Source organism: Sphingomonas kyeonggiensis (genome assembly GCF_014204495.1).
GTDB lineage: Bacteria > Pseudomonadota > Alphaproteobacteria > Sphingomonadales > Sphingomonadaceae > Sphingomonas > Sphingomonas kyeonggiensis_A.
Genome location: NZ_JACHLN010000003.1, coordinates 912253 through 931532 on the forward strand (window position 1 = coordinate 912253; position 19280 = coordinate 931532).

Annotated in this window: 22 protein-coding genes; 17 read left to right on the plus strand and 5 right to left on the minus strand. The window is 66.3% G+C overall.

Annotated features, from left to right (window positions below; translation table 11 throughout):
- Window positions 1–110: 110 nt before the first annotated feature.
- The 4 genes from HNP52_RS18400 to HNP52_RS18415 all read left to right on the plus strand — a co-directional run bounded on the left by HNP52_RS18400 (window position 111) and on the right by HNP52_RS18415 (window position 3885).
- A complete protein-coding gene (locus HNP52_RS18400) occupies window positions 111–1838 on the plus strand; it encodes a TadE/TadG family type IV pilus assembly protein (RefSeq protein WP_184169058.1) in 1728 nt (575 codons plus the stop codon).
- Complete coding sequence (locus HNP52_RS18405) at window positions 1835–2434, plus strand: TadE/TadG family type IV pilus assembly protein (protein WP_311768514.1); 600 nt, start codon at window positions 1835–1837, stop codon at window positions 2432–2434. The genes HNP52_RS18400 and HNP52_RS18405 overlap by 4 nt, the downstream gene beginning before the upstream one ends.
- Entirely contained in the window at window positions 2431–3150 is a 720-nt protein-coding gene (locus HNP52_RS18410) for a TadE/TadG family type IV pilus assembly protein (protein WP_184169059.1), read from the plus strand. Before HNP52_RS18405 ends, HNP52_RS18410 begins: the two co-directional genes overlap by 4 nt.
- Window positions 3151–3348: 198 nt before the next feature.
- The gene (locus HNP52_RS18415; protein WP_184169060.1) at window positions 3349–3885 is read left to right on the plus strand and encodes a PH domain-containing protein; all 537 of its coding nucleotides are present in this window, start codon (window positions 3349–3351) and stop codon (window positions 3883–3885) included.
- A gap of 38 nt (window positions 3886–3923) precedes the next feature.
- Here HNP52_RS18415 and HNP52_RS18420 read toward each other — a convergent pair whose 3' ends face one another.
- Window positions 3924–4601, minus strand: coding sequence for a CDP-alcohol phosphatidyltransferase family protein (locus HNP52_RS18420; protein ID WP_260396210.1), 678 nt, complete (start codon window positions 4599–4601; stop codon window positions 3924–3926).
- An 81-nt stretch (window positions 4602–4682) separates the two neighbouring features.
- Entirely contained in the window at window positions 4683–6257 is a 1575-nt protein-coding gene (locus HNP52_RS18425; RefSeq protein ID WP_184169061.1) for an ABC-F family ATP-binding cassette domain-containing protein, read from the minus strand.
- Between the two features lie 157 nt (window positions 6258–6414).
- Between HNP52_RS18425 and HNP52_RS18430 the strand changes: the two genes are divergently transcribed.
- Together HNP52_RS18430 and HNP52_RS18435 are read left to right on the plus strand one after the other, a co-directional pair.
- Window positions 6415–7053 carry a hypothetical protein gene (locus HNP52_RS18430; protein ID WP_184169062.1) on the plus strand — a complete coding sequence of 213 codons (639 nt, stop codon included), beginning with the start codon at window positions 6415–6417 and terminating at the stop codon, window positions 7051–7053.
- Window positions 7054–7084: 31 nt separating this feature from the next.
- Window positions 7085–7537, plus strand: coding sequence for a vgr related protein (locus HNP52_RS18435; RefSeq protein WP_184169063.1), 453 nt, complete (start codon window positions 7085–7087; stop codon window positions 7535–7537).
- Here the strand turns inward: HNP52_RS18435 and HNP52_RS18440 are convergent.
- Window positions 7534–9225 carry a hypothetical protein gene (locus HNP52_RS18440; protein WP_184169064.1) on the minus strand — a complete coding sequence of 564 codons (1692 nt, stop codon included), beginning with the start codon at window positions 9223–9225 and terminating at the stop codon, window positions 7534–7536. The two genes, HNP52_RS18435 and HNP52_RS18440, sit on opposite strands and share 4 nt — an antisense overlap.
- Before the next feature lie 222 nt (window positions 9226–9447).
- Here HNP52_RS18440 and uvrA point away from each other — a divergent pair, with 222 nt between their 5' ends.
- Window positions 9448–12402, plus strand: coding sequence for an excinuclease ABC subunit UvrA (gene uvrA, locus HNP52_RS18445; RefSeq protein ID WP_184169065.1), 2955 nt, complete (start codon window positions 9448–9450; stop codon window positions 12400–12402).
- 152 nt (window positions 12403–12554) lie between these two features.
- Here uvrA and HNP52_RS18450 read toward each other — a convergent pair whose 3' ends face one another.
- Window positions 12555–13235 carry a hypothetical protein gene (locus tag HNP52_RS18450; RefSeq protein WP_184169066.1) on the minus strand — a complete coding sequence of 227 codons (681 nt, stop codon included), beginning with the start codon at window positions 13233–13235 and terminating at the stop codon, window positions 12555–12557.
- On the minus strand, window positions 13232–14236 hold the full coding sequence (locus HNP52_RS18455; protein WP_184169067.1) for a hypothetical protein: 1005 nt from the start codon (window positions 14234–14236) through the stop codon (window positions 13232–13234). The genes HNP52_RS18450 and HNP52_RS18455 overlap by 4 nt, the downstream gene beginning before the upstream one ends.
- A gap of 239 nt (window positions 14237–14475) precedes the next feature.
- Here HNP52_RS18455 and HNP52_RS18460 point away from each other — a divergent pair, with 239 nt between their 5' ends.
- The 10 genes from HNP52_RS18460 (at window position 14476) to HNP52_RS18505 (ending at window position 19210) form a co-directional block, all read left to right on the plus strand.
- Window positions 14476–14646 carry a stability determinant gene (locus HNP52_RS18460; protein ID WP_184169068.1) on the plus strand — a complete coding sequence of 57 codons (171 nt, stop codon included), beginning with the start codon at window positions 14476–14478 and terminating at the stop codon, window positions 14644–14646.
- A gap of 124 nt (window positions 14647–14770) precedes the next feature.
- Window positions 14771–14920, plus strand: coding sequence for a type II toxin-antitoxin system RelE/ParE family toxin (locus HNP52_RS23165; RefSeq protein ID WP_260396264.1), 150 nt, complete (start codon window positions 14771–14773; stop codon window positions 14918–14920).
- 209 nt (window positions 14921–15129) lie between these two features.
- Window positions 15130–16236, plus strand: a complete 1107-nt coding sequence (locus tag HNP52_RS18470) for a hypothetical protein (protein ID WP_184169069.1) — start codon at window positions 15130–15132, stop codon at window positions 16234–16236.
- Window positions 16221–16667 (plus strand): hypothetical protein, encoded by a 447-nt coding sequence (locus tag HNP52_RS18475; RefSeq protein WP_184169070.1) that lies wholly within the window; start codon window positions 16221–16223, stop codon window positions 16665–16667. Before HNP52_RS18470 ends, HNP52_RS18475 begins: the two co-directional genes overlap by 16 nt.
- Before the next feature lie 180 nt (window positions 16668–16847).
- Window positions 16848–17060 carry a cold-shock protein gene (locus tag HNP52_RS18480; RefSeq protein ID WP_184169071.1) on the plus strand — a complete coding sequence of 71 codons (213 nt, stop codon included), beginning with the start codon at window positions 16848–16850 and terminating at the stop codon, window positions 17058–17060.
- 98 nt (window positions 17061–17158) lie between these two features.
- On the plus strand, window positions 17159–17368 hold the full coding sequence (locus HNP52_RS18485; protein ID WP_184169072.1) for a hypothetical protein: 210 nt from the start codon (window positions 17159–17161) through the stop codon (window positions 17366–17368).
- Window positions 17365–17520, plus strand: coding sequence for a hypothetical protein (locus HNP52_RS18490; RefSeq protein WP_184169073.1), 156 nt, complete (start codon window positions 17365–17367; stop codon window positions 17518–17520). Before HNP52_RS18485 ends, HNP52_RS18490 begins: the two co-directional genes overlap by 4 nt.
- Window positions 17521–17701: 181 nt before the next feature.
- Window positions 17702–18235 carry a DUF3617 domain-containing protein gene (locus tag HNP52_RS18495; protein ID WP_184169074.1) on the plus strand — a complete coding sequence of 178 codons (534 nt, stop codon included), beginning with the start codon at window positions 17702–17704 and terminating at the stop codon, window positions 18233–18235.
- Window positions 18236–18327: 92 nt separating this feature from the next.
- Window positions 18328–18738, plus strand: coding sequence for a hypothetical protein (locus tag HNP52_RS18500; protein ID WP_184169075.1), 411 nt, complete (start codon window positions 18328–18330; stop codon window positions 18736–18738).
- Window positions 18739–18805: 67 nt separating this feature from the next.
- The gene (locus HNP52_RS18505) at window positions 18806–19210 is read left to right on the plus strand and encodes a glycine zipper 2TM domain-containing protein (RefSeq protein WP_184169076.1); all 405 of its coding nucleotides are present in this window, start codon (window positions 18806–18808) and stop codon (window positions 19208–19210) included.
- Window positions 19211–19280 lie beyond the last annotated feature (70 nt).

Here is a 19280-nt window from a genome sequence, read left to right on the forward strand (position 1 = left end):
TAAACCACTTCTCCCCCATTATGGTGGCAAGGCCCAGAAGACTGGGTGACCCGCGTCGGGTTGCGGGTCGGAGTGGTCGCGTAATGGAAGATCGGCAGGCATCGCGGTTCATGACGCGCCTCGCGCGCGATCGTCGCGGCAACACGCTGGCGATGATGGCGGCGATGCTGATCCCGCTGGCCGGCTTCTGCGGCGTCGCGATCGACACCGCCCGCCTCTATGTCGTGAAGACCCGCCTCCAGCAGGCCTGCGACGCGGGCGTGCTCGCCGGGCGCAAGTTCATGACCGACACCTCGCTCAGCAACACCACGCTCGATTCGACCGCATCGGCCCAGGCGCAGACCTTCTTCGCCAACAATTTCCGCACCGGCTGGTTCAAGACCGCCACCGCCACCTTCACGCCGACCAAGACCTCGAACGCCCAGGTCGCCGGCACCGCCCAGTCGACCGTGCCGATGACGATCATGTCGATCTTCGGCATGACCAGCCAGACCATCACCGTCACCTGCGAGGCGAGCTACGACATCGCCGATACCGACGTGATCTTCGTGCTCGACACCACCGGCTCGATGGCCTGCCTGCCGCAGGACGACGAGACCACCTGCAACGCCTATGTCGGCGCGGCGGGCACGACCAGCTACAGCCGCCCGGCCGACGGCACCGCCAGCGGCAATGACAGCGTCGCCGGCTATCCGGGCAGCACCGCCTATTACGTCCCCGAGAAGAGCGGCTCGCGCATCGCGGCGCTGCGCTCGGCGGTGCTCAGCTTCTATGACGCGATGGCCTCGGCCGCGGACCCGTCCACCCATATCCGCTACGGCTTCGTCACCTACACTTCGACGGTGAACGCCGGAAAGGCGATCATCTCGCTGTCGCCCGCCTATATGGTCGGCGGCACGGGCAGCGCGAACACCCAGTGGAACTATGAATCGCGCTACCAGACGGGCACGTCCAACGGCCAGCCGACCTGGCGCTATCAGCAGCTCGCCTTCGACGTGCGCAACTTCGTTTCCGGCAGCGCCGTCACCGATCCCAGCAAGACCACCGGCGCCACCAATCGCTGGACCGGCTGCATCGAGGAGCGGAACACCACGGCGGGCACGACGAGCTTCAGCCAGGCGTCGCTGCCGCCCGATCTCGATCCGGATCTGGTGCCCAATTCGAACATCGACACCCAGTGGAAGCCGATGTGGCCGGAGCTGTTCTACGCCCGCAACAACTACACCAGCACCGGCAGCTCGACCTCGACCGGCGACAATTCGAGCAACCCGAATATCGGCAGCACCGCCTATTATCAGGCGGGCTATGTCTCGTGCGGCAAGCCGGTCGCGCGGCTCGACACCATGTCGCGCACCGATGTGTCGAACTATGTCAACGCCGCCGATTTCCGCCCGATCGGCGGCACCTATCACGATACGGGCATGATCTGGGGCACCCGCCTGCTCTCGCCGACCGGCCTGTTCAAGGCGGACACCGCCGCCTGGCCCGGCCGCCAGGCGCCCAACCGCGTGATCGTGTTCCTCACCGATGGCGACATGTCGCCGAACACCGGCGTCTACGGCATGTACGGCAATGAATATTATGATCGCCGGGTGAGCGGCGGCGACTTCACCAACCTCAAGGCCTATCACAACGCGCGCTTCCTGGCGGAATGCAGCGCGGCCAAGGCGCGCAACATCCAGGTGTGGACCGTCACGATCGATTCCTCGGCGACGACCGAGATGAAGTCCTGCGCGACCACCACCAGCCAGGCGCTCTACACCACCACCGGTTCGGGCCTGTCCACGGCCTTCGCCGCGATCGCCAAGCAGGTGGCGATGCTCCGCGTGTCGCAGTGACGCGTATCCGCCGGCTCCTGCCGCGGCTTGCCCGCGACGCCCGCGGCGTGACGGTGGTCGAGTTCGCCTTCGTGCTGCCGGTCATGCTCGTGCTGATGATGGGCATGTGCGAGCTCGGCTATCAGGCCTATGTCCAGTCGGTGGTCACCGGCGCGGTGCAGAAGGCCGGGCGCGACAGCGGCATCCAGGGCGCCACCGCCGCCACGATCGATGCGCGCGTGCTCTCGCAGATCAAGTCGGCGGCCCCCAGCGCGGCCTATGCCACCGGCTATCCGACCCGGAAAAGCTATACCAACTTCAGCGCGATCGCGCCCGAGCCGTTCGTCGATACCAACGGCAACGGCACGCGCGAGACCGGCGAGTGCTACACCGATGTCAACGGCAACGGCCAATGGGACGCCGATGCCGGCCGCACCGGCCAGGGCGGCGCCAACGACGTGACCGTATTCACCGCCCAGATCACCTATAACCGGCTGTTCCCGGTGGTGAAGCTGCTCGGCTGGTCGGGCAGCGCGACGCTCAGCGCCACCACCACGCTGATGAACCAGCCCTACGCCACCCAGAACATCCCCTCGCCCGCGACGATCTGCACATGAAGCTCCGCCTCCGCCTTCCCGCGCTGCTCCGCCGGCTCGCGCCCGCCACCCGGGGCGTGGCGATGCTCGAATTCGCGCTGGCGCTGCCGGTGGTGCTCGTGCTCGGCTGCTACGGGGTCGAGACCGCCAACCTCGCCATCGCCAATCTGCGCGTCAGCCAGCTCGCCTCGAACCTCGCCGACAACGGCTCGCGCATGGGGCTGATGAGCAGCACCAGCTCGGTCGTCCAGCTGCGCGAGCTCGATCTCAACAACGCGCTCCAGGCCGCGCGCCTGCAGGGCGCTTCGCTCGACATCGGCAACAATGGCCGGGTGATCCTGTCGAGCCTCGAATATATCCAGCAGAGCTACGACACCGCCCCGGTGATGCGCATCCACTGGCAACGCTGCTTCGGCAAGAAGAGCGGCACCGGCTATGATTCGAGCTACGGCACCACCAGTGCGACCGCCGGCACCGACGCGACCAAGGCCAATGCCGGCACCACCGTCACCGGCATGGGCGATCCCGGCGCCGTGGTCACCGCCCCAAGCGGCTCCGGGCTGATCTTCGTCGAAGTGAATTACGATTATCAGCGGCTGTTCGGCTCCACCTTCATGGGCCCCGCCAAGCTCCGCTACGTCGCCTCGTTCATCGTCCGCGACCGCCGCGACTTCGCCCAGCTCTACAACCCCTCGCCCGCCGCCACCCGCTCGACCTGCGACAAATACACGACGTGAGTAATCCTCCCCCGGAGGGGGAGGGGGACCAGCCGCAGGCTGGTGGAGGGGTATTCTCCACGAGCTATGTCGCCTGAGGCACGCTACCCCTCCACCACCGGCTGCGCCGGCGGTCCCCCTCCCCCTCCGGGGGAGGATTAGGCTTCACTCGCCGCCGTCATGCGCTATCCTCGCCCAATACAGCGAGGGAGTGCCTGAATGCCGCAAGTCCTGGATCGTTTCCGCTCCTCCACGCTCGGCTGGCTGATCGGCACTATCGCCGGCTGGGGCACCTGCTTCCTGTTCCTGCTCGGGCTGGCCGGCACTTTCTATTTCCTGGCGCAGGGCACCCTGGTCGGCGCCGCCTGGGTCGCGCCGCTGCTGCTCGCCGTCGCGATCGTCGTGCTGATCCTCAAATGGTTCGAGAATCTCGGCATCGCCTATGCGGTGACCGAGGACCGGCTGATCCTCCACAAGGGCATCGTCCAGAAGTCGATCGACGAGATCGAGCTCTACCGGGTCAAGGACGTCCGCATCGATTTCTCGATCATCAACCAGCTGGCCGATATCGGCACGATCACCATCGCCTCGTCCGACGAAACCACGCGCGATGCCCCGCTGGTGATCCGCGACGTGGCCCAGGCCCGCGCCCGCCGCGAGAAGCTGCGCGAACTGGTCAACACCGCGCGGCGCAACCGCGGCGTCCGCGAGATCGACATGGTCCACGAAGACCTCGGCGAGCCGCCGGTGAACTAATCCCTCTACCGCTTTTGCGGGAGAGGGTTAGAGTGCCCTCACCTTTTCTCCAGCACCGCCAGCCGCCGCCCGATGATCGCGGTCTGCACCACGAACAGCGTGATTAGGATCGCCGCGATCGCGCCGACGAACGTATCGAACGCCGGCACCGGGCCGATATGGTCGCGGCCGGGCCCGACTATCAGCATCGCCACCGTCATCGCGATCAGCATCAGCCGCAGCTCGGTCGGCCCGGCGGCGACATAGGACAGCCGCAGCTCGCCGGTCACCCGGGCGGAGAGGAAGGCATGGACCGACATCAGCAGATACCCCGCCAGCGCGATCATCGCGATGTCCATCGTCACGAAGGGCGACAGGCCGATGCCCGCCACGATCATCAGGTTGGCCAGCCCGTCGCAGCTATGGTCGATGAAATAGCCATAGGAGGGCCGCTCGATCTTGCGGAACCGCGCCAGGCTGCCGTCCATAGAGTCGCCGAACCACTGCACCGCATAGCCCGCCAGCGACAGCACCAGCCACGACGAGGACAGGTTGCTCGCGACATAACCGAGGAACACCATGGCCGCGCCGACCATGCCCAGCGCGGTCAGCTTGTCCGGAGTCACCGAGGGCGGCATCTTCGAGCAGAGCCAGATCAGCAGGCGGCGTTCGTGCCGTGCCAGCCAGTTTTCCTGAATGCGCGTCAGCGCGGCACTGTTACTCGGGGGCGTTGCCATGGCGCGCTATGCGGCATGGCCGCCCCCCCGGCAAACGAATAGTCGTAACAGAAGCGTCACATGTCCCGAATGGGGAGCGCCTCACCGCGCCACCACAATCTCCCGCCGCACCCCGATCGCGTCCAGGAACGCGCGGTCATGGCTCACCACCAGCAGCGCCCCGTCATAGCCCGCCAGCGCCGCCTCCAATATCTCCACCGATTCCATGTCGAGATGGTTGGTCGGCTCGTCGAGCAGCAGCAATTGCGGCACCACCTCCCCGCCCAGCACACAGGCCAGCCCCGCGCGCAGCCGCTCGCCGCCGCTGAGCTCCCCGGCCGGCTTCAGCGCATCCCGGTTACGGAAGGCGAAGCGCGCGCACGCCGCATGGGCCTCGCGCTCGGTCGCGCCTTCATGCAGCCGCCGGAAATTGTCGAGCACGCTCGCCGCGTCCTCCAGCAGCGCGACATGCTGGTCGAGCATCGCCACCCGCCCCTCGGCGCGCAGCACCGTGCCGCCCGTCGGCGCCAGCTCTCCCGCGGCAATCCGCAGCAGGCTGGTCTTGCCCGCGCCATTGGGCCCGGTCACCGCCACCCGCTCGGGCCCGGTGATCTCGAAGCGCCACGGCCCGAACCGCCGCTCGCCGCGCGCCAGCACGACATCCTCGAACGCCAGCAGCCGCCGGTTCGCTGGCAGCCCGGTCGCCGGCAGGTCGATCACCAAGGGCGTCACCACTTCGACGCCCGCCCGCGCCGCCGCCAGCCTTTCCCCGGCCTCGCCGACCAGCCGCTCGCCCAAGCCCGCCCCGCGCCCGGCCGAATTCTCCGCCCGTTCCTTCTGCCGACCGAGCAGGATCTTCGGCGCCGATCCGCTGGCGGCATAGGTCCGCCCCGCGCGATCCCGCCGCGCCTGCCGCTCGCGCGCCTGCTGCGCCCCGGCCTCGGCCCCGCGCAGCGCGTCACCCGCGCGCTCCAGCTCCGCCGCCGCCCGCCCGCGCTCGGCCTCGCGTGCTTCGGCAAAGCCCGACCAGCCACCGCCGAACACGCGTATGCCCAGCGGGGTCAGCTCGACGATCCGGTCCATCGTCTCGAGCACTGCCCGGTCATGGCTCGCCACCAGCACGCCGCCGCGCCAGCCCTCGACCAGCGCCGTCACCGCTGCCCGCCCCTCGGCATCGAGATTGTTGGTCGGCTCGTCGAGCAGCAGCAGGTCGGGCGCATCGAGCCGCAGCCGCGCGATCCCCACCCGCGTCCGCTCGCCGCCCGAAAGCGTCGCCACCCGCCGGTCGAGCGCCATCGCGCCCAGCCCCGCGCCGGCCAGCGCCGCCTCGACGCGCTCTTCCAGCGTCCAGTCCGCTTCGGCGAGATCCGCCTCGCTGCCCTCGCCGGCCAGCACCCGGCCCAGCCGCGCCAGCCCCGCGCGCACGCCCAGCACTTCGTCGAGGCGCCAGTCGCCCGGCCAGGCCTGGTGCAGCACCCCGACGCTGCCCGCCCGCACCACGCTGCCACCCGCGGGCGCAATCTCGCCCGCGACGATGCGCAGCAGGGTGGACTTGCCGCTGCCGTTGCGCCCGACCAGCCCGGTGCGTTCCCGCCCCAGCGCCAGCGTCAGATTGTCGAAGAGCCGATTGCCCTCAGGCGTTGCGGCGGAAAGCGAATCCAGGGTTACGAAGGACATGGGGCACCTGCAGACAGGACGAGACGATCGGGCGAACGATGGTCATTTCCTGGCGCATGATGGGTACTCCGTTGGACTGCGAGCGCGCTATCTGGCGCGCGGGGCGATCGATGACAAGCCCGGACCCGCACGCTAGCCTGCCCCCAGGAGGGACCAGGTGACGACATTGCAGGACGAGGCGCGCCGCCGGAAACGCAACAGCCGGCTGGGCCTGATCGCCATTTCGCCCCTGTGCTTCTTCGGGCTCGGCGCGGTCCTGCTCAGGGGCACCGCCACCAGCGAAATCCTCGCCTCCGATCCGCAGACCAGCATCATCGGCCCGGCCGCGATGGGGCTGCTATCCTGGCTGTTCAGCTTGCTCACGCTGCTCGGTGTCAGGCCGCGGAGCTGGAAGACCCTGGCGGCAGCCTTCTTCCTCCCGATATTCACTGCCCTGCTTGCCATGGCCGCGACGCTGCTCGCCCTCGACCGGTTCCAGGAGCGCGCCGAGTTCAGCCGCGGCCCGCTGCGCCAGAAACAGGCCGATCTGGCAATCGCGGAAGCGGTGTTCCTCCGCGGCAAGTCCGGCCGCTACGAGATCACGCTCCGCGACTATTCCAGGAACTTCACCGTCGACGAAGCCGACTATGCCAGCGCCTTTGGCGAAGCGGAGCAGGTCCGCCCACGCGGCCGTTGCGCCCGCGTCACCTTGCAGAAATCCGCCCATGCCCTGCGGATCATCGACCTCGAACGCGGCGCCCTGCCGCGCGGCACCCTGGTCCGCTGCCCGCCCGGCATCGCCGCACCCCGCTGGTGACAAGCCGCCGGCCACCCGCCATCTAGAGCACATGGCCCGATCCCGCCCCCTGACCCCAGGCGAAGCCGAGCTCGCCCGCAGCGTGTTCGGCGACGCGCTCGATCCCGCCCGGGCGGCGGTGGCGAACCGCAAATGGGCGTTCTTCCAGCCGCGGAACACCACCATGGCGCCGCTCGGCACGATCCATTTCAACCCGGCCTCGGGGCTTTACCGCGAGGATTTCGCCCAGGCCCCGCTCGGGCTGCAGGGCCTGTTCATCCACGAACTCGCCCATGTCTGGCAGCACCAGTCGGGCCTGTTCCTGCCGCTCCAGCGCCATCCCTTCTGCCGCTACGACTATATCCTCGAGCCTGGCCGCCCCTTCGGGCGCTACGGCATCGAGCAGCAGGCCGAGATCGTCCGCCACGCCTTCCTGCTGCGGCGCGGCGCCGATCTCCCCGGCATCGCGCCGCTCAGCCTCTACGAAGCGCTGCTGCCCTTCTAGTCGACGCTCAGGTTCCTGTCGGGCAGCTTGGCCGGGCGCGGCGGCGCGGACCGGGGCGGCGGCGGTGAGGCGGTGCGCGGCGGCGGCGGGGTATAGCTCGGGCGCGGCGCCGGAGCGGCCTGGGGCGGCGGGCTGTAGCTCGGCCGCGGCGCGGCGCTCGGCTGCGGTGCCGCGCTCGGCGCGGCCGGACGCTGCCATCCTTCCGGACGCGAGGGCCGCGACCAGCTGGGCCGGCTCGGCGCATTGCCCGCCGCCGGGGGCGCTGCCGGCGCCGGCGCAGGCGTCGCACTCGGTGCCGAAGGTCGCTGCCAGCCGCCTTCGGGGCGGTCGGGCCGGTTCCAGCCCCCTTCGGGTCGGGATGGCCGATTCCAGTTCGGCCGGGACGGCGCGGCTTCGGCGGTCGGGGGTGTCACCGGTGCCGGCGCAGGCGTCACCACCGGCGGGTTCGGCCGCTGCCAGCCGCCTTCGGGCCGCGAGGGGCGGTTCCAGCCCGGCCGGCTCGGCGCGGTTTCGCCGGTAGAGGGCGCACCCGGTGCCGGCGTGGGCGTCACCACCGGCGGATTGGGCCGCTGCCAGCCCCCCTCGGGGCGCGACGGCCGCGACCAGGTCGGATTGCCCGAGCCCGGCTGCGAAGGCCGCCGCCAGCCCGTGCCGCTGCCATCGGGCAGCGGGCGCGGCGGGCGCGTGGCATCGGGTGCCGGCGGCGTATCCGGCGCGACATCGCTCGGCGCCGGCAGGCTGGGCCGGCCGCGCCGCCAGCCCGGCGTGCCGTCCGGCCGGAAATTGTCGGGGCGCGTCACCGGCGGGCGGGTGCCGCCCCCCGGTGCGTCGGGCGTGGTGCCGGGGCGCCCGCCCCAGCCCGGCCGGTCGGGCCGTCCGCCGCCCGGCGGGCGCGACCAGCCCGATCCCGGCTGGTTCGGCCTTCCCGCGCCCGGCGTGCCCGGCCCGTCCGGCCGGTGGAAGCGGCCCGGCGGCGGTCCCTGGAAGCCGCCGTCGCGCCAGTGGCGGAAGCGCAGCGCCTGGTCGCGCCGGCGGCGCTGCTCGGTGTCGAAGCGCCGGCGCCACGCCGCCGCGTCGCTGCGCGCATGGTAGCGCGCCCAGCCGGGATAGCGGCTGCGGCCGATGTCCCAGCTCTGGATGAAGCTGAAGATCAGCGGGCTGGTATCGATCCAGACATCGGCATCGACCGGCCGATAGTCGCGCCCCGACATCGCGTCGCGCAGCCGCAGCGCACGGTCGTACAGGTCGCCCGCGGCATCGTCATAATCGCCGAACTCGCCGCGCGGCGCGGCCTCGCCATCGGCGTCATAGACCATCGCCAGTCGCCCGCTCTCATAGGCGAAGCTCATCCCCGGCTCGACCGCCAGGAACGGCCCGCGCGCGCCGGGCGCGAAATAATAGCTGCGGATGCCGCCCTCGCCCGCATCCTCGACGATGATCGTGTAGCCGTCGGTCGTCTGCCACGCCCAGGGCTCGGCGCCTTCGAAGGGAAAGGCGAAGTCGGGCGGCGAGTCGCCGATCGCGTCCCACAGCGCATCGGCCCGATCGATCCACTGATAGTCTTCGGCAGACTGAGGGCCGGCCTGTCCCGCCGCCTTCGCAACCGGCGCCGCCGCCATCGCCAGGCCGGGCATGGCCAACGCCACGCCCGCCAGCATACCCAGCCGGAACATCCTCTCGAACCGCATCGCCCATCCCTCCTGCATGTCCGCGCAAATTTCCACCCCGGGCGCTGAACGGCGGGTGAAATGTGCGTGCAGCTTTGCGAAAGGAAGCGGCGAACGCCAGCCGCCGTTCCTCGGGCAGTTGGCACGGCGCCGCATCAAGCGGTCAATCCGGGGTGGCACCGCAATGGGTCAGTTCCTACATCCCACTAGAAACCCCAACAGAACAAAGCTAGAACCCTCGGCATGGCACTTACCACCATTTCCGTCCGCGGCGCGCGCGAGCACAATCTCAAGGGCGTGGACGTCGATATCCCGCGCGACACGCTCACGGTGATCACCGGCCTGTCGGGCTCGGGCAAGTCGAGCCTCGCCTTCGACACCATCTATGCCGAGGGCCAGCGCCGCTATGTCGAGTCGCTCTCGGCCTATGCGCGCCAGTTCCTCGAGCTGATGCAGAAGCCCAATGTCGAGCATATCGAGGGGCTCAGCCCCGCCATCTCGATCGAGCAGAAGACGACCTCGCGCAATCCGCGCTCGACGGTCGCCACGGTCACCGAGATCTACGATTACATGCGCCTGCTCTGGGCGCGCGTCGGCGTGCCCTATTCCCCGGTCACCGGCCTGCCGATCAGCGCGCAGACCGTGTCGCAGATGGTCGACCGCGTCCTCGCGCTGCCCGAGGGCACCCGCCTGCTCCTGCTCGCCCCCGTTGTTCGCGGCCGCAAGGGCGAGTATCGCAAGGAGCTCGCCGAGTGGCAGCGCGCCGGCTTCCAGCGCGTCCGCATCGATGGCGAGACCTATCTGATCGAGGAAGCCCCCGCCCTCGACAAGAAGTACAAGCACGACATCGAAGTGGTGGTCGATCGCCTCGTCGTGCGCGACGACATCGCCACCCGCCTGGCGGAGTCCTTCGAGACCGCGCTCAAGCTGGCCGAGGGCCTCGCCTATGTCGACCTGGTCGACGCGACCGTCGCCGAAGCCACCGGCGCCCGCGTGGCGGAGGCCCGTGCCGAGTTCAACGTCACCGGCGGCGCGATGAAGGGCACCGGCATCCCGGACAACCGCATCGTCTTCTCCGAGAAGTTCGCCTGCCCGGTCTCCGGCTTCACCATCCCCGAGATCGAGCCCCGCCTCTTCTCGTTCAACGCCCCCCAGGGCGCCTGCCCCACCTGTGACGGCCTCGGCGAGAAGCTGGTGTTCGACGAGGATCTCGTCGTCCCCAACCACGAGCTCAGCATCAAGAAGGGCGCGGTCGTGCCCTGGGCCAAGTCCAACCCGCCCTCGCCCTATTACATGCAGGTGCTCGGCAGCCTCGCCCGCGAGTTCGGCTTCAGCCTCGACACGCCGTGGCGCGAGCTGCCCGGCGAGGTCCAGCTGATCATCCTCCACGGCACCGGCGGCAAGCCGGTCACCCTCACCTTCATCGACGGCAAGAAGAGCTACGACGTCCGCAAGCCGTTCGAGGGCGTGATCGGCAATCTCAACCGCCGCATGCTGCAGACCGAGAGCGCGTTCATGCGCGAGGAGCTCAGCAAGTACCAGGCCGCGCACCCCTGCGAGGTCTGCCACGGCGCCCGCCTCAAGCCCGAGGCGCTGGCGGTGAAGATCGCCGGCGAGGACATCAGCCACGCCACCCGCCTCTCGGTGGTCGACGCGCTCGCCTGGTTCGAGAAGCTCCCCGCCACGCTCACCGATCAGCAGCGCGAGATTGCCCGCGCGATCCTCAAGGAGATCGACGAGCGGCTCGGCTTTCTCAACAATGTCGGGCTCGACTATCTCAACCTGAACCGCACCTCGGGCACCCTGTCCGGCGGCGAGAGCCAGCGCATCCGCCTCGCCAGCCAGATCGGCTCCGGCCTGTCCGGCGTGCTCTACGTCCTCGACGAGCCGAGCATCGGCCTCCACCAGCGCGACAACGACATGCTGCTCGCCACCCTCCGCCGCCTCCGCGACCTCGGCAACACCGTGATCGTCGTCGAGCATGACGAGGATGCGATCCGCAGCGCCGACTATATCCTCGACATGGGCCCGGGCGCCGGCGTCCATGGCGGCGAGATCGTTGCGCGCGGCACCCTGGACGAGATCCTCAACACCAAGGGCAGCGTCACCGCCGACTATCTCAACGGCACCCGCCAGATCGAAGTGCCGAAGAAGCGCCGCAAGGGCACCGGCAAGAAGCTCACCGTCGAGAACGCCACCGCCAACAATCTGCGCGGCGTCACCGCGAGCATCCCGCTCGGCACCTTCACCTGCATCACCGGCGTCTCGGGCTCGGGCAAGTCGAGCTTCACGATCGACACGCTCTATGCCGCCGCCGCGCGCCAGCTCAACGGCGCCCGCCTGCTCGCCGGCAAGCATGACAAGATCACCGGCCTCCAGCACCTCGACAAGGTGATCGACATCGACCAGTCGCCGATCGGCCGCACCCCGCGCTCGAACCCGGCGACCTATACCGGCGCCTTCACCAGCATCCGCGACTGGTTCGCCGGCCTGCCCGAGGCGCAGGCGCGCGGCTACAAGCCTGGCCGCTTCAGCTTCAACGTCAAGGGCGGCCGCTGCGAAGCGTGCCAGGGCGACGGCGTGCTCAAGATCGAGATGCACTTCCTGCCCGACGTCTATGTCACCTGCGACGTCTGCCACGGCGCGCGCTACAACCGCGAAACCCTCGAAGTGAAGTTCAAGGGCAAGAGCATCGCCGATGTGCTCGACATGACGGTCGAGGACGCGGTCGAGTTCTTCAAGGCGGTCCCGCCGATCCGCGACAAGATGGCGATGCTCGCCGAAGTCGGCCTGGGCTATGTCAAGGTCGGCCAGCAGGCGACCACCCTGTCCGGCGGCGAGGCGCAGCGCGTCAAGCTCGCCAAGGAACTCGCCCGCCGCGCCACCGGCAACACGCTCTACATCCTCGACGAGCCGACCACCGGCCTGCACTTCGAGGACGTGCGGAAACTGCTGGAAGTGCTCCACGCGCTGGTCGAGCAGGGCAACACCGTGGTGGTGATCGAGCACAATCTCGACGTCATCAAGACCGCCGACTTCCTCCTCGACCTCGGCCCCGAAGGCGGCGTCAAGGGCGGCGAGATCGTCGCCCAAGGCACGCCGGAAGAGGTGGTGAAGGAACCGCGGAGCTTCACGGGGAAGTATCTGGCGCCGTTGCTGAGGAAGCGTCCGGTTGGGGAGAGCGTGGCGGCGGAGTAGGTTGCCTCCCCTCGCTTCCCGTACGCGAAGATAAGACCCACTAGCTCTCATGATTGGAAAATTCGACTAATTTTCCTTTCATCTCATCAATTAGGCCAATGAGATCTCGCAGGTTTGTCGAATAAGAATTTTATAGATAAAAATTAGACTTACTACCTTCGCGGAAAGCCATACTTTTTACGCAATGGCCTACATCGCCTTAACTTTCTTTCTTTTTCCTTATCCATAAGCTCACTAACAGCTAAAAATGTTATAAATGCCTGATATATATTCCATATAAAAGATTTTAGCCTAATTATTGAAAAAGCCACCAACCCAGAAACGATAAAAAAAGAAAAGCAATTCACGAGCGTTTTAATTATATTCAAACCATCACTTGAAAAATTGATGTTAATTTTAAAAAGCTCGACGCCACCAACAATTTTAACGACTACTGAAACAGATAAAGTAATTAGAAAAATGTAAAAAACCGACAGAAAATTAAAGAATACGTTCTTGAATACAGAAATACCTTCACCCCCCATAGGGACGGTGGCAAGTTTTATCATTAATTTATGATCTGTTACCGTGGCAAATATCGCAAATCCACCAATCAAAAACCCAAGTATCTGAACAGAAAGGTTAAACCCTATGTCAGATGCCAATAATACAGCCTTGTAAGCCTGATCGCACTGAACATTTATAGCCCAATTGGCTGAAATGAATCCATTTATTACGAACAGCACAAGATAGGTGTATTGATTAAACTTCGATTTTGTCAGCTTCGTACTAGCCCTGTAGACCTGCCACAGGCTCTTTTCCTTTACTAGATCAACCTTCCAGTCTACAATCATAAAAATCTCATTAGGCGCAGAATTTTCTCCATTACACCTGGCGCGGTCGGAATTCGACGAATTTTACCTTCGTCGCCTAACTTCACATATACATCGACAAGCTCTTTTCTGAGATCAGCGTCGTTCGCCGGAGGCTCCCCTATTGGAATACTCAACGCGAACTCATCGTTGTCGACTTTCAATCGGAAACCAGCGGCATCTTCGCCCTCGATCTCGATGTGGGTGTTCTGACCCTCCGCGACCTCGGAGATTTTGGCTTCAGCCTCCTTTTTATTCATACCACGCGGATCGCTAGCCAGCACCTCCAAACGCGTCGGACGGAGTGGCCGGAATGAATGCTCGACTGCGGCGATGGCAGCCGAAGCATCGAGCTCGTCATTCGGCTCCATCAGCCGAAACTTCACCTGCTTTATCTTTTTGAAGCGTTGGATAACGTCGGTGATTTCTTCCTCACCGGCTACTGGCACTACAGCCAACACCGGTGGAGGAACCCGACGCTGCAAATCCTTAATTGTGAGACGATCCACACCACGCCTCGTTACGTTATCACTCTCGTATCTTTGCCGAATATATCGGTGCCACTGCTCGCGCAGTAGATATTCCGCTGTCGCCCGAAAGGATTCCAAACTCGGGGCTGCCACAGTCTCAGCAAAATACAACAAACGGTGATTATTTAACAATAGCACAAAAAATGCAGATGGAGCAGACTCCATTGTTCTGACATCTTCGACAATTCCAATATCTCTTCTGAATATCTGCTGCCGAATTAGAACTGTATCTTTGACGAAGTGCCCCGAAATGGCCAAAATTGGACCAGACTTCTCCTCTCCAACTTTGGAAATAACGACTTTATGGAATCGATATGTCGTCTCACCTCGCGTTCGAACCGTTCCATCCTGAGTGAACGCTGGCACGACAATTTCCTCGGCATGATCGAGTAAAACCTCATCAGGCCCGAATCGTAAGATAAAATTGGCTAGCGATAGGTCGTTCTGCCTCACAATGCCTCCCCTTCCCGAAGCCTTGATTAGCAAAATCAAATAATAATGCGATACGTTCGAGCAGGAAGGAGTGCATCTTCATCTTCCAACATCCGCACAAAGTGCGCGGGCAGACCCAACCACGCGAGAATCCTTCTTGTCGGTCTTGAAAGGCCCCTCCTGAACTGACCTTCTCCATTCCGGACATGGTTCCGCTCGCCCGCCTTCCCCCACCTTCCCCGAACCGCTATATTCCCCGCATGGCAAAGCTCTCGCCCATCGTCTCGGAATTCGCCTCCACGGAGGAGGAGGAAGCGCATGACGCGTGGTTCCGCGCCAAGGTGGAGAAGGCGCTCGCCTCCACCGCACCGCGCATCCCGCATGCGGAAGTGATGGCGAAGGTCGAGGCGATCCTAGACCGGCACAAGTGACGCTGCCGGTCGTCTGGGACGCGGCGGCCGAAGCAAGCCTGCTTGAGATTTTCGACTATATCGCCCCGCGCAACAAGGCGGCGCGCTACGCCTGTACGCAGCACTCAAGCACGCGGCGGATCCCCTGCCCCAGCATCCGGAACTCCATCGCCCAGGCCGCATCCCCGGCACGCGCGAGGCGGTCGTCCACCCCAATTATATCCTGATCTATCGCGCCCTTCCGAGCGCCATCGAAGTCCTCGCGATCATCCACGCCCGCCAGCTCTATCCGTAGACGCACCCCCTTCGCTTCCCCGGCGAAAGCCGGGCCCCAGGGTTTCTCTGCCGTTCCGCTTGTTACCCTGGGCCCCGGCTTTCGCCGGGGAACAACAGTGCCACCTCACTCCTCCACCAAAAAGAACAAACCAAAAACAAACCGCTGTCCTACAGCCCCCCTTCCAGCATATCTGGCGAGTCCTCAACCAAACCGAGAGGACCGCCACCATGACCAAGCACCAGGAATTCCTGCCGCCCTATGGCGATCCGGACGTGATCGCCCTGCCCGTCGACGAGTACACCAAATCCCCCTCGCAGCGGATCGCCGGCTGGTCCGGCGCCAGCCAGGCGAAGTTCCTGCGCGCGATCGCCGAGGGGGCCACGGTCGGCCAGGCGTGCCGGCTGGTCGGGCTCAGCCAGCAATCGGCCTATGCCTTCCGCCTCTCCACGCGCGGCGCGCAGTTCAAGCTCGGCTGGGAAGCCGCCGCGCTCCATGCCCGCAACGTGCTGGCCGATGCGCTGATGGAGCGCGCGCTCCACGGCAATATCGAGACGATCACCCGCCCCGACGGCAGCGAGGTCGAGCGCCACCGCTTCGACAACCGGCTCGGCATGGCGATGCTCAGCCGGCTCGATCGCCTGGCCGACAAGGCGGCGCGGGAAGCCACCCATGCCGCCGCCCGCCTCGTCGCGCAGGAGCTCGATGCCTATCTCGAGCTGCTCGGCCAGGATATGGGCCCGGCGCGCGCCGGCCTGTTCCTCGCGCAGCGGATCGAGCCGGCCGGCGAGGACGATCTCGCGCCGATCCGCACCCTCGCCCGCGCCGATCACTGGCTGCGCACCCACACCGACCTCGCCTTGTCCGTGGACGATCTCGATCCCGCCGCCCGCGACCAGTGGTCCGCCGCCGACTGGGCCCGCGCCGAGGCCGTCGGGCTGGTCGCGCTCGCCCCCGCGCCCGCACGCATGGACATTCAAGCGATTCAAGATTTCCCCGAGGCCCCCGACACGCCCGAGGACGACCCCCGCGTCTGGTGGGACAACCACGACGAGAAGTGGCGCACCGATTTCCCGCCGCCCGCGGATTTCCACGGCGAGGAGGACGGCGACTATGGCGAGGAGGATTATTCGCGCGAGCTGACCGTCGAGGAAGAGGAACTGGTCGAGGCTCCGCGCCGCGCCGAGATCGCCGCCCAGCGCCTGGCCGAAGGCGCAGCCCGCGATCGCTGGTTCGCCGTGCTCGCCACGCCGCATGTGCATGCCTCTGGCGCCGCCGCCGTCACCGGCTACACTGGCCCCGGGGAAGAGGGGACAGGCACATGCCCGAGCAGCTGACACCGGAGGATCTCGAGCGCATCGCGCGGATCGAGGCGGAGACCGCGGAGCAGGCGGCGCGCGAGAATGAGGGGATCGCCGGCGCAAAGGTCATGTACGCGGTGATCTGCTTCGTCTTCTGCTTCCCCTTCCTGATCTATCCGCTGCTGGCGATCTGGCTCGGCCATCTGCCGGCACGCTTCACCGCCTGGATCTGGCCGGCGATGCCGTTCGTGATGGTGGCGCTCGTCCTGGCCGCGGGCATCTGGCTGCGCGGCCGGCTCACGCTGCCCAATGGCTGGGAGTTCGAGGGACGACGGCTGCGTATCCTGCTGGTGGCGGCGGTGCTGGCGCCCTTGGTGCTCAGCCTTGCCTGGGCGCTGCTCAAGGGGCCGTTCTGGGCGCTGGTACAGTCCAATCCCTTCCTCGCGGAAATGCTCGACGGCTATTGAGCATGGCACGGGGAAGAAAAAGCCGCCCCTTGTATTGCGGCGCCGGCACCCCATCTAACATCTGCTACAGTCGCACATCGACGGTTTTCGGCGCTTTGCGGCCCCTCTTCCTTCCTTCTGCCCCTTGCAGCGCGAGGTCCGCTCGCACTGGGCGCGGCCGATAATACAAGGAAGAATCGCATGAGCCACACCGGAACCGTCAAGTTCTTCGACGCAGTCAAGGGCTTCGGCTTCATTACGCCGGACGGCGGGAACCAGGACCATTTCGTCCATATCTCCGCCGTCGAGCGTTCGGGCCTGGGCACGCTCAGCCAGAACCAGCGCGTGAACTATGAGCTGGAGAACGACAAGCGCGGCCGGGCATCGGCAGCGAACCTGTCGCCGGCTGAATAACGGACACCGAACAGGCGGCCTCGGCCGTCCGGCGGCGTCCCCAAAGTCCCCCTTTAGGGGGCGCCGCCACCCCACGTCCTCTCTTGGAGAACGCACAAGTGGCAAACCAACCCGATTACCGGGCTCAGGCGGCGAAATGCCGTGCCGAGGCCGAGGCAGCGACGCTCGACAATGTCCGCGAACAGCGGCTGCGGGCAGAGGCGGCCTGGCTCGATATGGCGCTCCGCCAGGAACAGGTCGCCCGCTCGCGCATTGCACGAGAGGCGGCAAGTCCGGCCGTCCAGACAATAACACAGGAAACTACATGAACTTTTTCAATCGCGTACACGAAACTCAGATTACCCGCGGTGCGAGCAAGCCTTTCGAGGCCTTTGTCCCGCTCCACCGCCGTCTCTTCCCCCTCGATGCCAAGCGTCAGCGCGCCATTGCCCGCGCCGCGGTGCTCGAGGTGCTCGGCTAACCAGGCCGGCATTTTCCGGGGCCCTCGACCGGCCCCGCCCAGCATTCGCTTCGTCCCCGGCGCATCCGCCCGTCCGGTCTCAGACCGCGACCAGCCGAGCGCAGCGGTGGTTCGCTCCCGTCCCCATGGCGCCTATGTTCCGGCCCGGGGCGGGGCAAATCCTAGTAACAAGGGGATGTCCATGAAGCGTATCGCTGTTCTGCTGCCGGTGATCCTGGCAGCCTGCAATTCCGGTCCCAGCGTCACCGCAACCAATGCCTCGGTCGAGGAAGTCTCGAACAAGGTGGCGGCGGCGCAAGGGTCCGGCAATTTCATCCGGCCGGGCCAGTGGACCAGCAAGGCCACCGTCAATCTCGAGATGCCGGGCATGGACAAGATGCCGCCCGAGACCGTGCAGAAGATGAAGGAAGCGGCGAGCAAGGGGGTCGAGGCGACCACCTGCGTCACCGAAGCCGATGTGAAGTCGCCCAAGGCGGGGATGTTCGGCGGCGACAAGAGCTGCCGCTATGACCATTACACCATGGCCGGCGGCACCATCGACGCAAAGCTGACCTGCGAGGCGCAGGGCCAGAAGCGGGTGATGACGGTCAAGGGCACCTATTCGGCCGACAGCTACCACATCGAATCCACGGCGGAGGCCGGCCCGATGGGCAAGATGTCGTCGACCATCGACGCCAAGCGCACCGGCGAGTGCACGGGCAAGGAGAAGAGCTGAGCGGAGGTTTTGGTTTGGGTCGGCGGGGCCTCGGAACAGTCGCCCCGTCCGCCCGTTCTGGCCGAAACGTCTTGATGAAACGAGGAATTTCAATGGCCACCACCCGCAAACCGAGCAGCAATCCGACGCCAGCCAAGCGCACTCCGGCAAAGCGAAGCAGCACTACCGCCGCCAAGAAGCCCGCGGCCCGCAAGGCCAAGGCACCGGCGGCGAAGGCCCCGGCCCAGGCATCGGCGCCCCGCTCGGCCCACACCGCCGGCATCGCCGCCATCGGCGCGCTCGCCGTCACGGTGCTGGGCGCAGCCGCCTTCGGGGCATGGCGCATCCTCCGCCGTCCGAGCGAGGGCATCGTCCCGACGGACCTGCTCGGCGACACGCATCCCGACGGGTCGGAGCGGGCCATCGACGCCTTCCGCCCCGATCCCACCGCCCCGGTGCCGGCCTCGGAACGCGAGCAGTTCCGCCCCGCCCTGGCTACCGCCGGGATGGACGTAAACTCATGATGCAGGCGAAACTTTTCGGCCTTCCCATGCATTCCGCAAGCGAGCGGGTTCATGGAGGAGAGACAAGATGCGCACCCTAATCCTCGGCCTCGCCGCGGCGACGGCGCTGGCCGGCTGCACCGAATATGGCGCCGGCCCCGGCAGCGGCTATTCGGGCTATCGGGACTATGACTATAACCGCCCGGATCCCGCCTATAACGGCTATTATGCCGACCGATATTACCGCGAGGGCCGCAACTATCGCGAGCAGCGACTGAGCCGGAACGACCGGGTCTATCGGGGCCAGGACGGCCGCTACTACTGCCGTCGCTCGGACGGCACCACCGGCCTGGTGGTCGGCGCGGCGGCCGGCGGCGTGCTCGGTGCGATCATTGCCCCCGGCGGCTCGGAAGTGCTCGGCGCACTGATCGGCGCGGCGGCCGGTGGCGCGGTCGGCACCTCGGTCGACAAGGGCGAGGTCCGCTGCCGCTGATTACTCGAAAGGGTAGCCTTCAAGCCGGGCCCCCGACGCCCTAGATTGGGGGTCCGGCTAAGAGGGAGAC

What these genes read in the sequence shown, in the direction of transcription:
- HNP52_RS18400 (WP_184169058.1), top strand. Translation starts at nt 111, where the DNA reads ATGACGCGCCTCGCGCGCGATCGTCGCGGCAACACGCTGGCGATGATG.
- HNP52_RS18410 (WP_184169059.1), top strand. Translation starts at nt 2,431, where the DNA reads ATGAAGCTCCGCCTCCGCCTTCCCGCGCTGCTCCGCCGGCTCGCGCCC.
- HNP52_RS18415 (WP_184169060.1), top strand. Translation starts at nt 3,349, where the DNA reads ATGCCGCAAGTCCTGGATCGTTTCCGCTCCTCCACGCTCGGCTGGCTG.
- HNP52_RS18420 (WP_260396210.1), bottom strand. Translation starts at nt 4,601, where the DNA reads ATGGCAACGCCCCCGAGTAACAGTGCCGCGCTGACGCGCATTCAGGAA.
- HNP52_RS18425 (WP_184169061.1), bottom strand. Translation starts at nt 6,257, where the DNA reads ATGTCCTTCGTAACCCTGGATTCGCTTTCCGCCGCAACGCCTGAGGGC.
- HNP52_RS18435 (WP_184169063.1), top strand. Translation starts at nt 7,085, where the DNA reads ATGGCCCGATCCCGCCCCCTGACCCCAGGCGAAGCCGAGCTCGCCCGC.
- HNP52_RS18440 (WP_184169064.1), bottom strand. Translation starts at nt 9,225, where the DNA reads ATGCGGTTCGAGAGGATGTTCCGGCTGGGTATGCTGGCGGGCGTGGCG.
- uvrA (WP_184169065.1), top strand. Translation starts at nt 9,448, where the DNA reads ATGGCACTTACCACCATTTCCGTCCGCGGCGCGCGCGAGCACAATCTC.
- HNP52_RS18450 (WP_184169066.1), bottom strand. Translation starts at nt 13,235, where the DNA reads ATGATTGTAGACTGGAAGGTTGATCTAGTAAAGGAAAAGAGCCTGTGG.
- HNP52_RS18460 (WP_184169068.1), top strand. Translation starts at nt 14,476, where the DNA reads ATGGCAAAGCTCTCGCCCATCGTCTCGGAATTCGCCTCCACGGAGGAG.
- HNP52_RS18470 (WP_184169069.1), top strand. Translation starts at nt 15,130, where the DNA reads ATGACCAAGCACCAGGAATTCCTGCCGCCCTATGGCGATCCGGACGTG.
- HNP52_RS18475 (WP_184169070.1), top strand. Translation starts at nt 16,221, where the DNA reads ATGCCCGAGCAGCTGACACCGGAGGATCTCGAGCGCATCGCGCGGATC.
- HNP52_RS18480 (WP_184169071.1), top strand. Translation starts at nt 16,848, where the DNA reads ATGAGCCACACCGGAACCGTCAAGTTCTTCGACGCAGTCAAGGGCTTC.
- HNP52_RS18490 (WP_184169073.1), top strand. Translation starts at nt 17,365, where the DNA reads ATGAACTTTTTCAATCGCGTACACGAAACTCAGATTACCCGCGGTGCG.
- HNP52_RS18495 (WP_184169074.1), top strand. Translation starts at nt 17,702, where the DNA reads ATGAAGCGTATCGCTGTTCTGCTGCCGGTGATCCTGGCAGCCTGCAAT.
- HNP52_RS18500 (WP_184169075.1), top strand. Translation starts at nt 18,328, where the DNA reads ATGGCCACCACCCGCAAACCGAGCAGCAATCCGACGCCAGCCAAGCGC.
- HNP52_RS18505 (WP_184169076.1), top strand. Translation starts at nt 18,806, where the DNA reads ATGCGCACCCTAATCCTCGGCCTCGCCGCGGCGACGGCGCTGGCCGGC.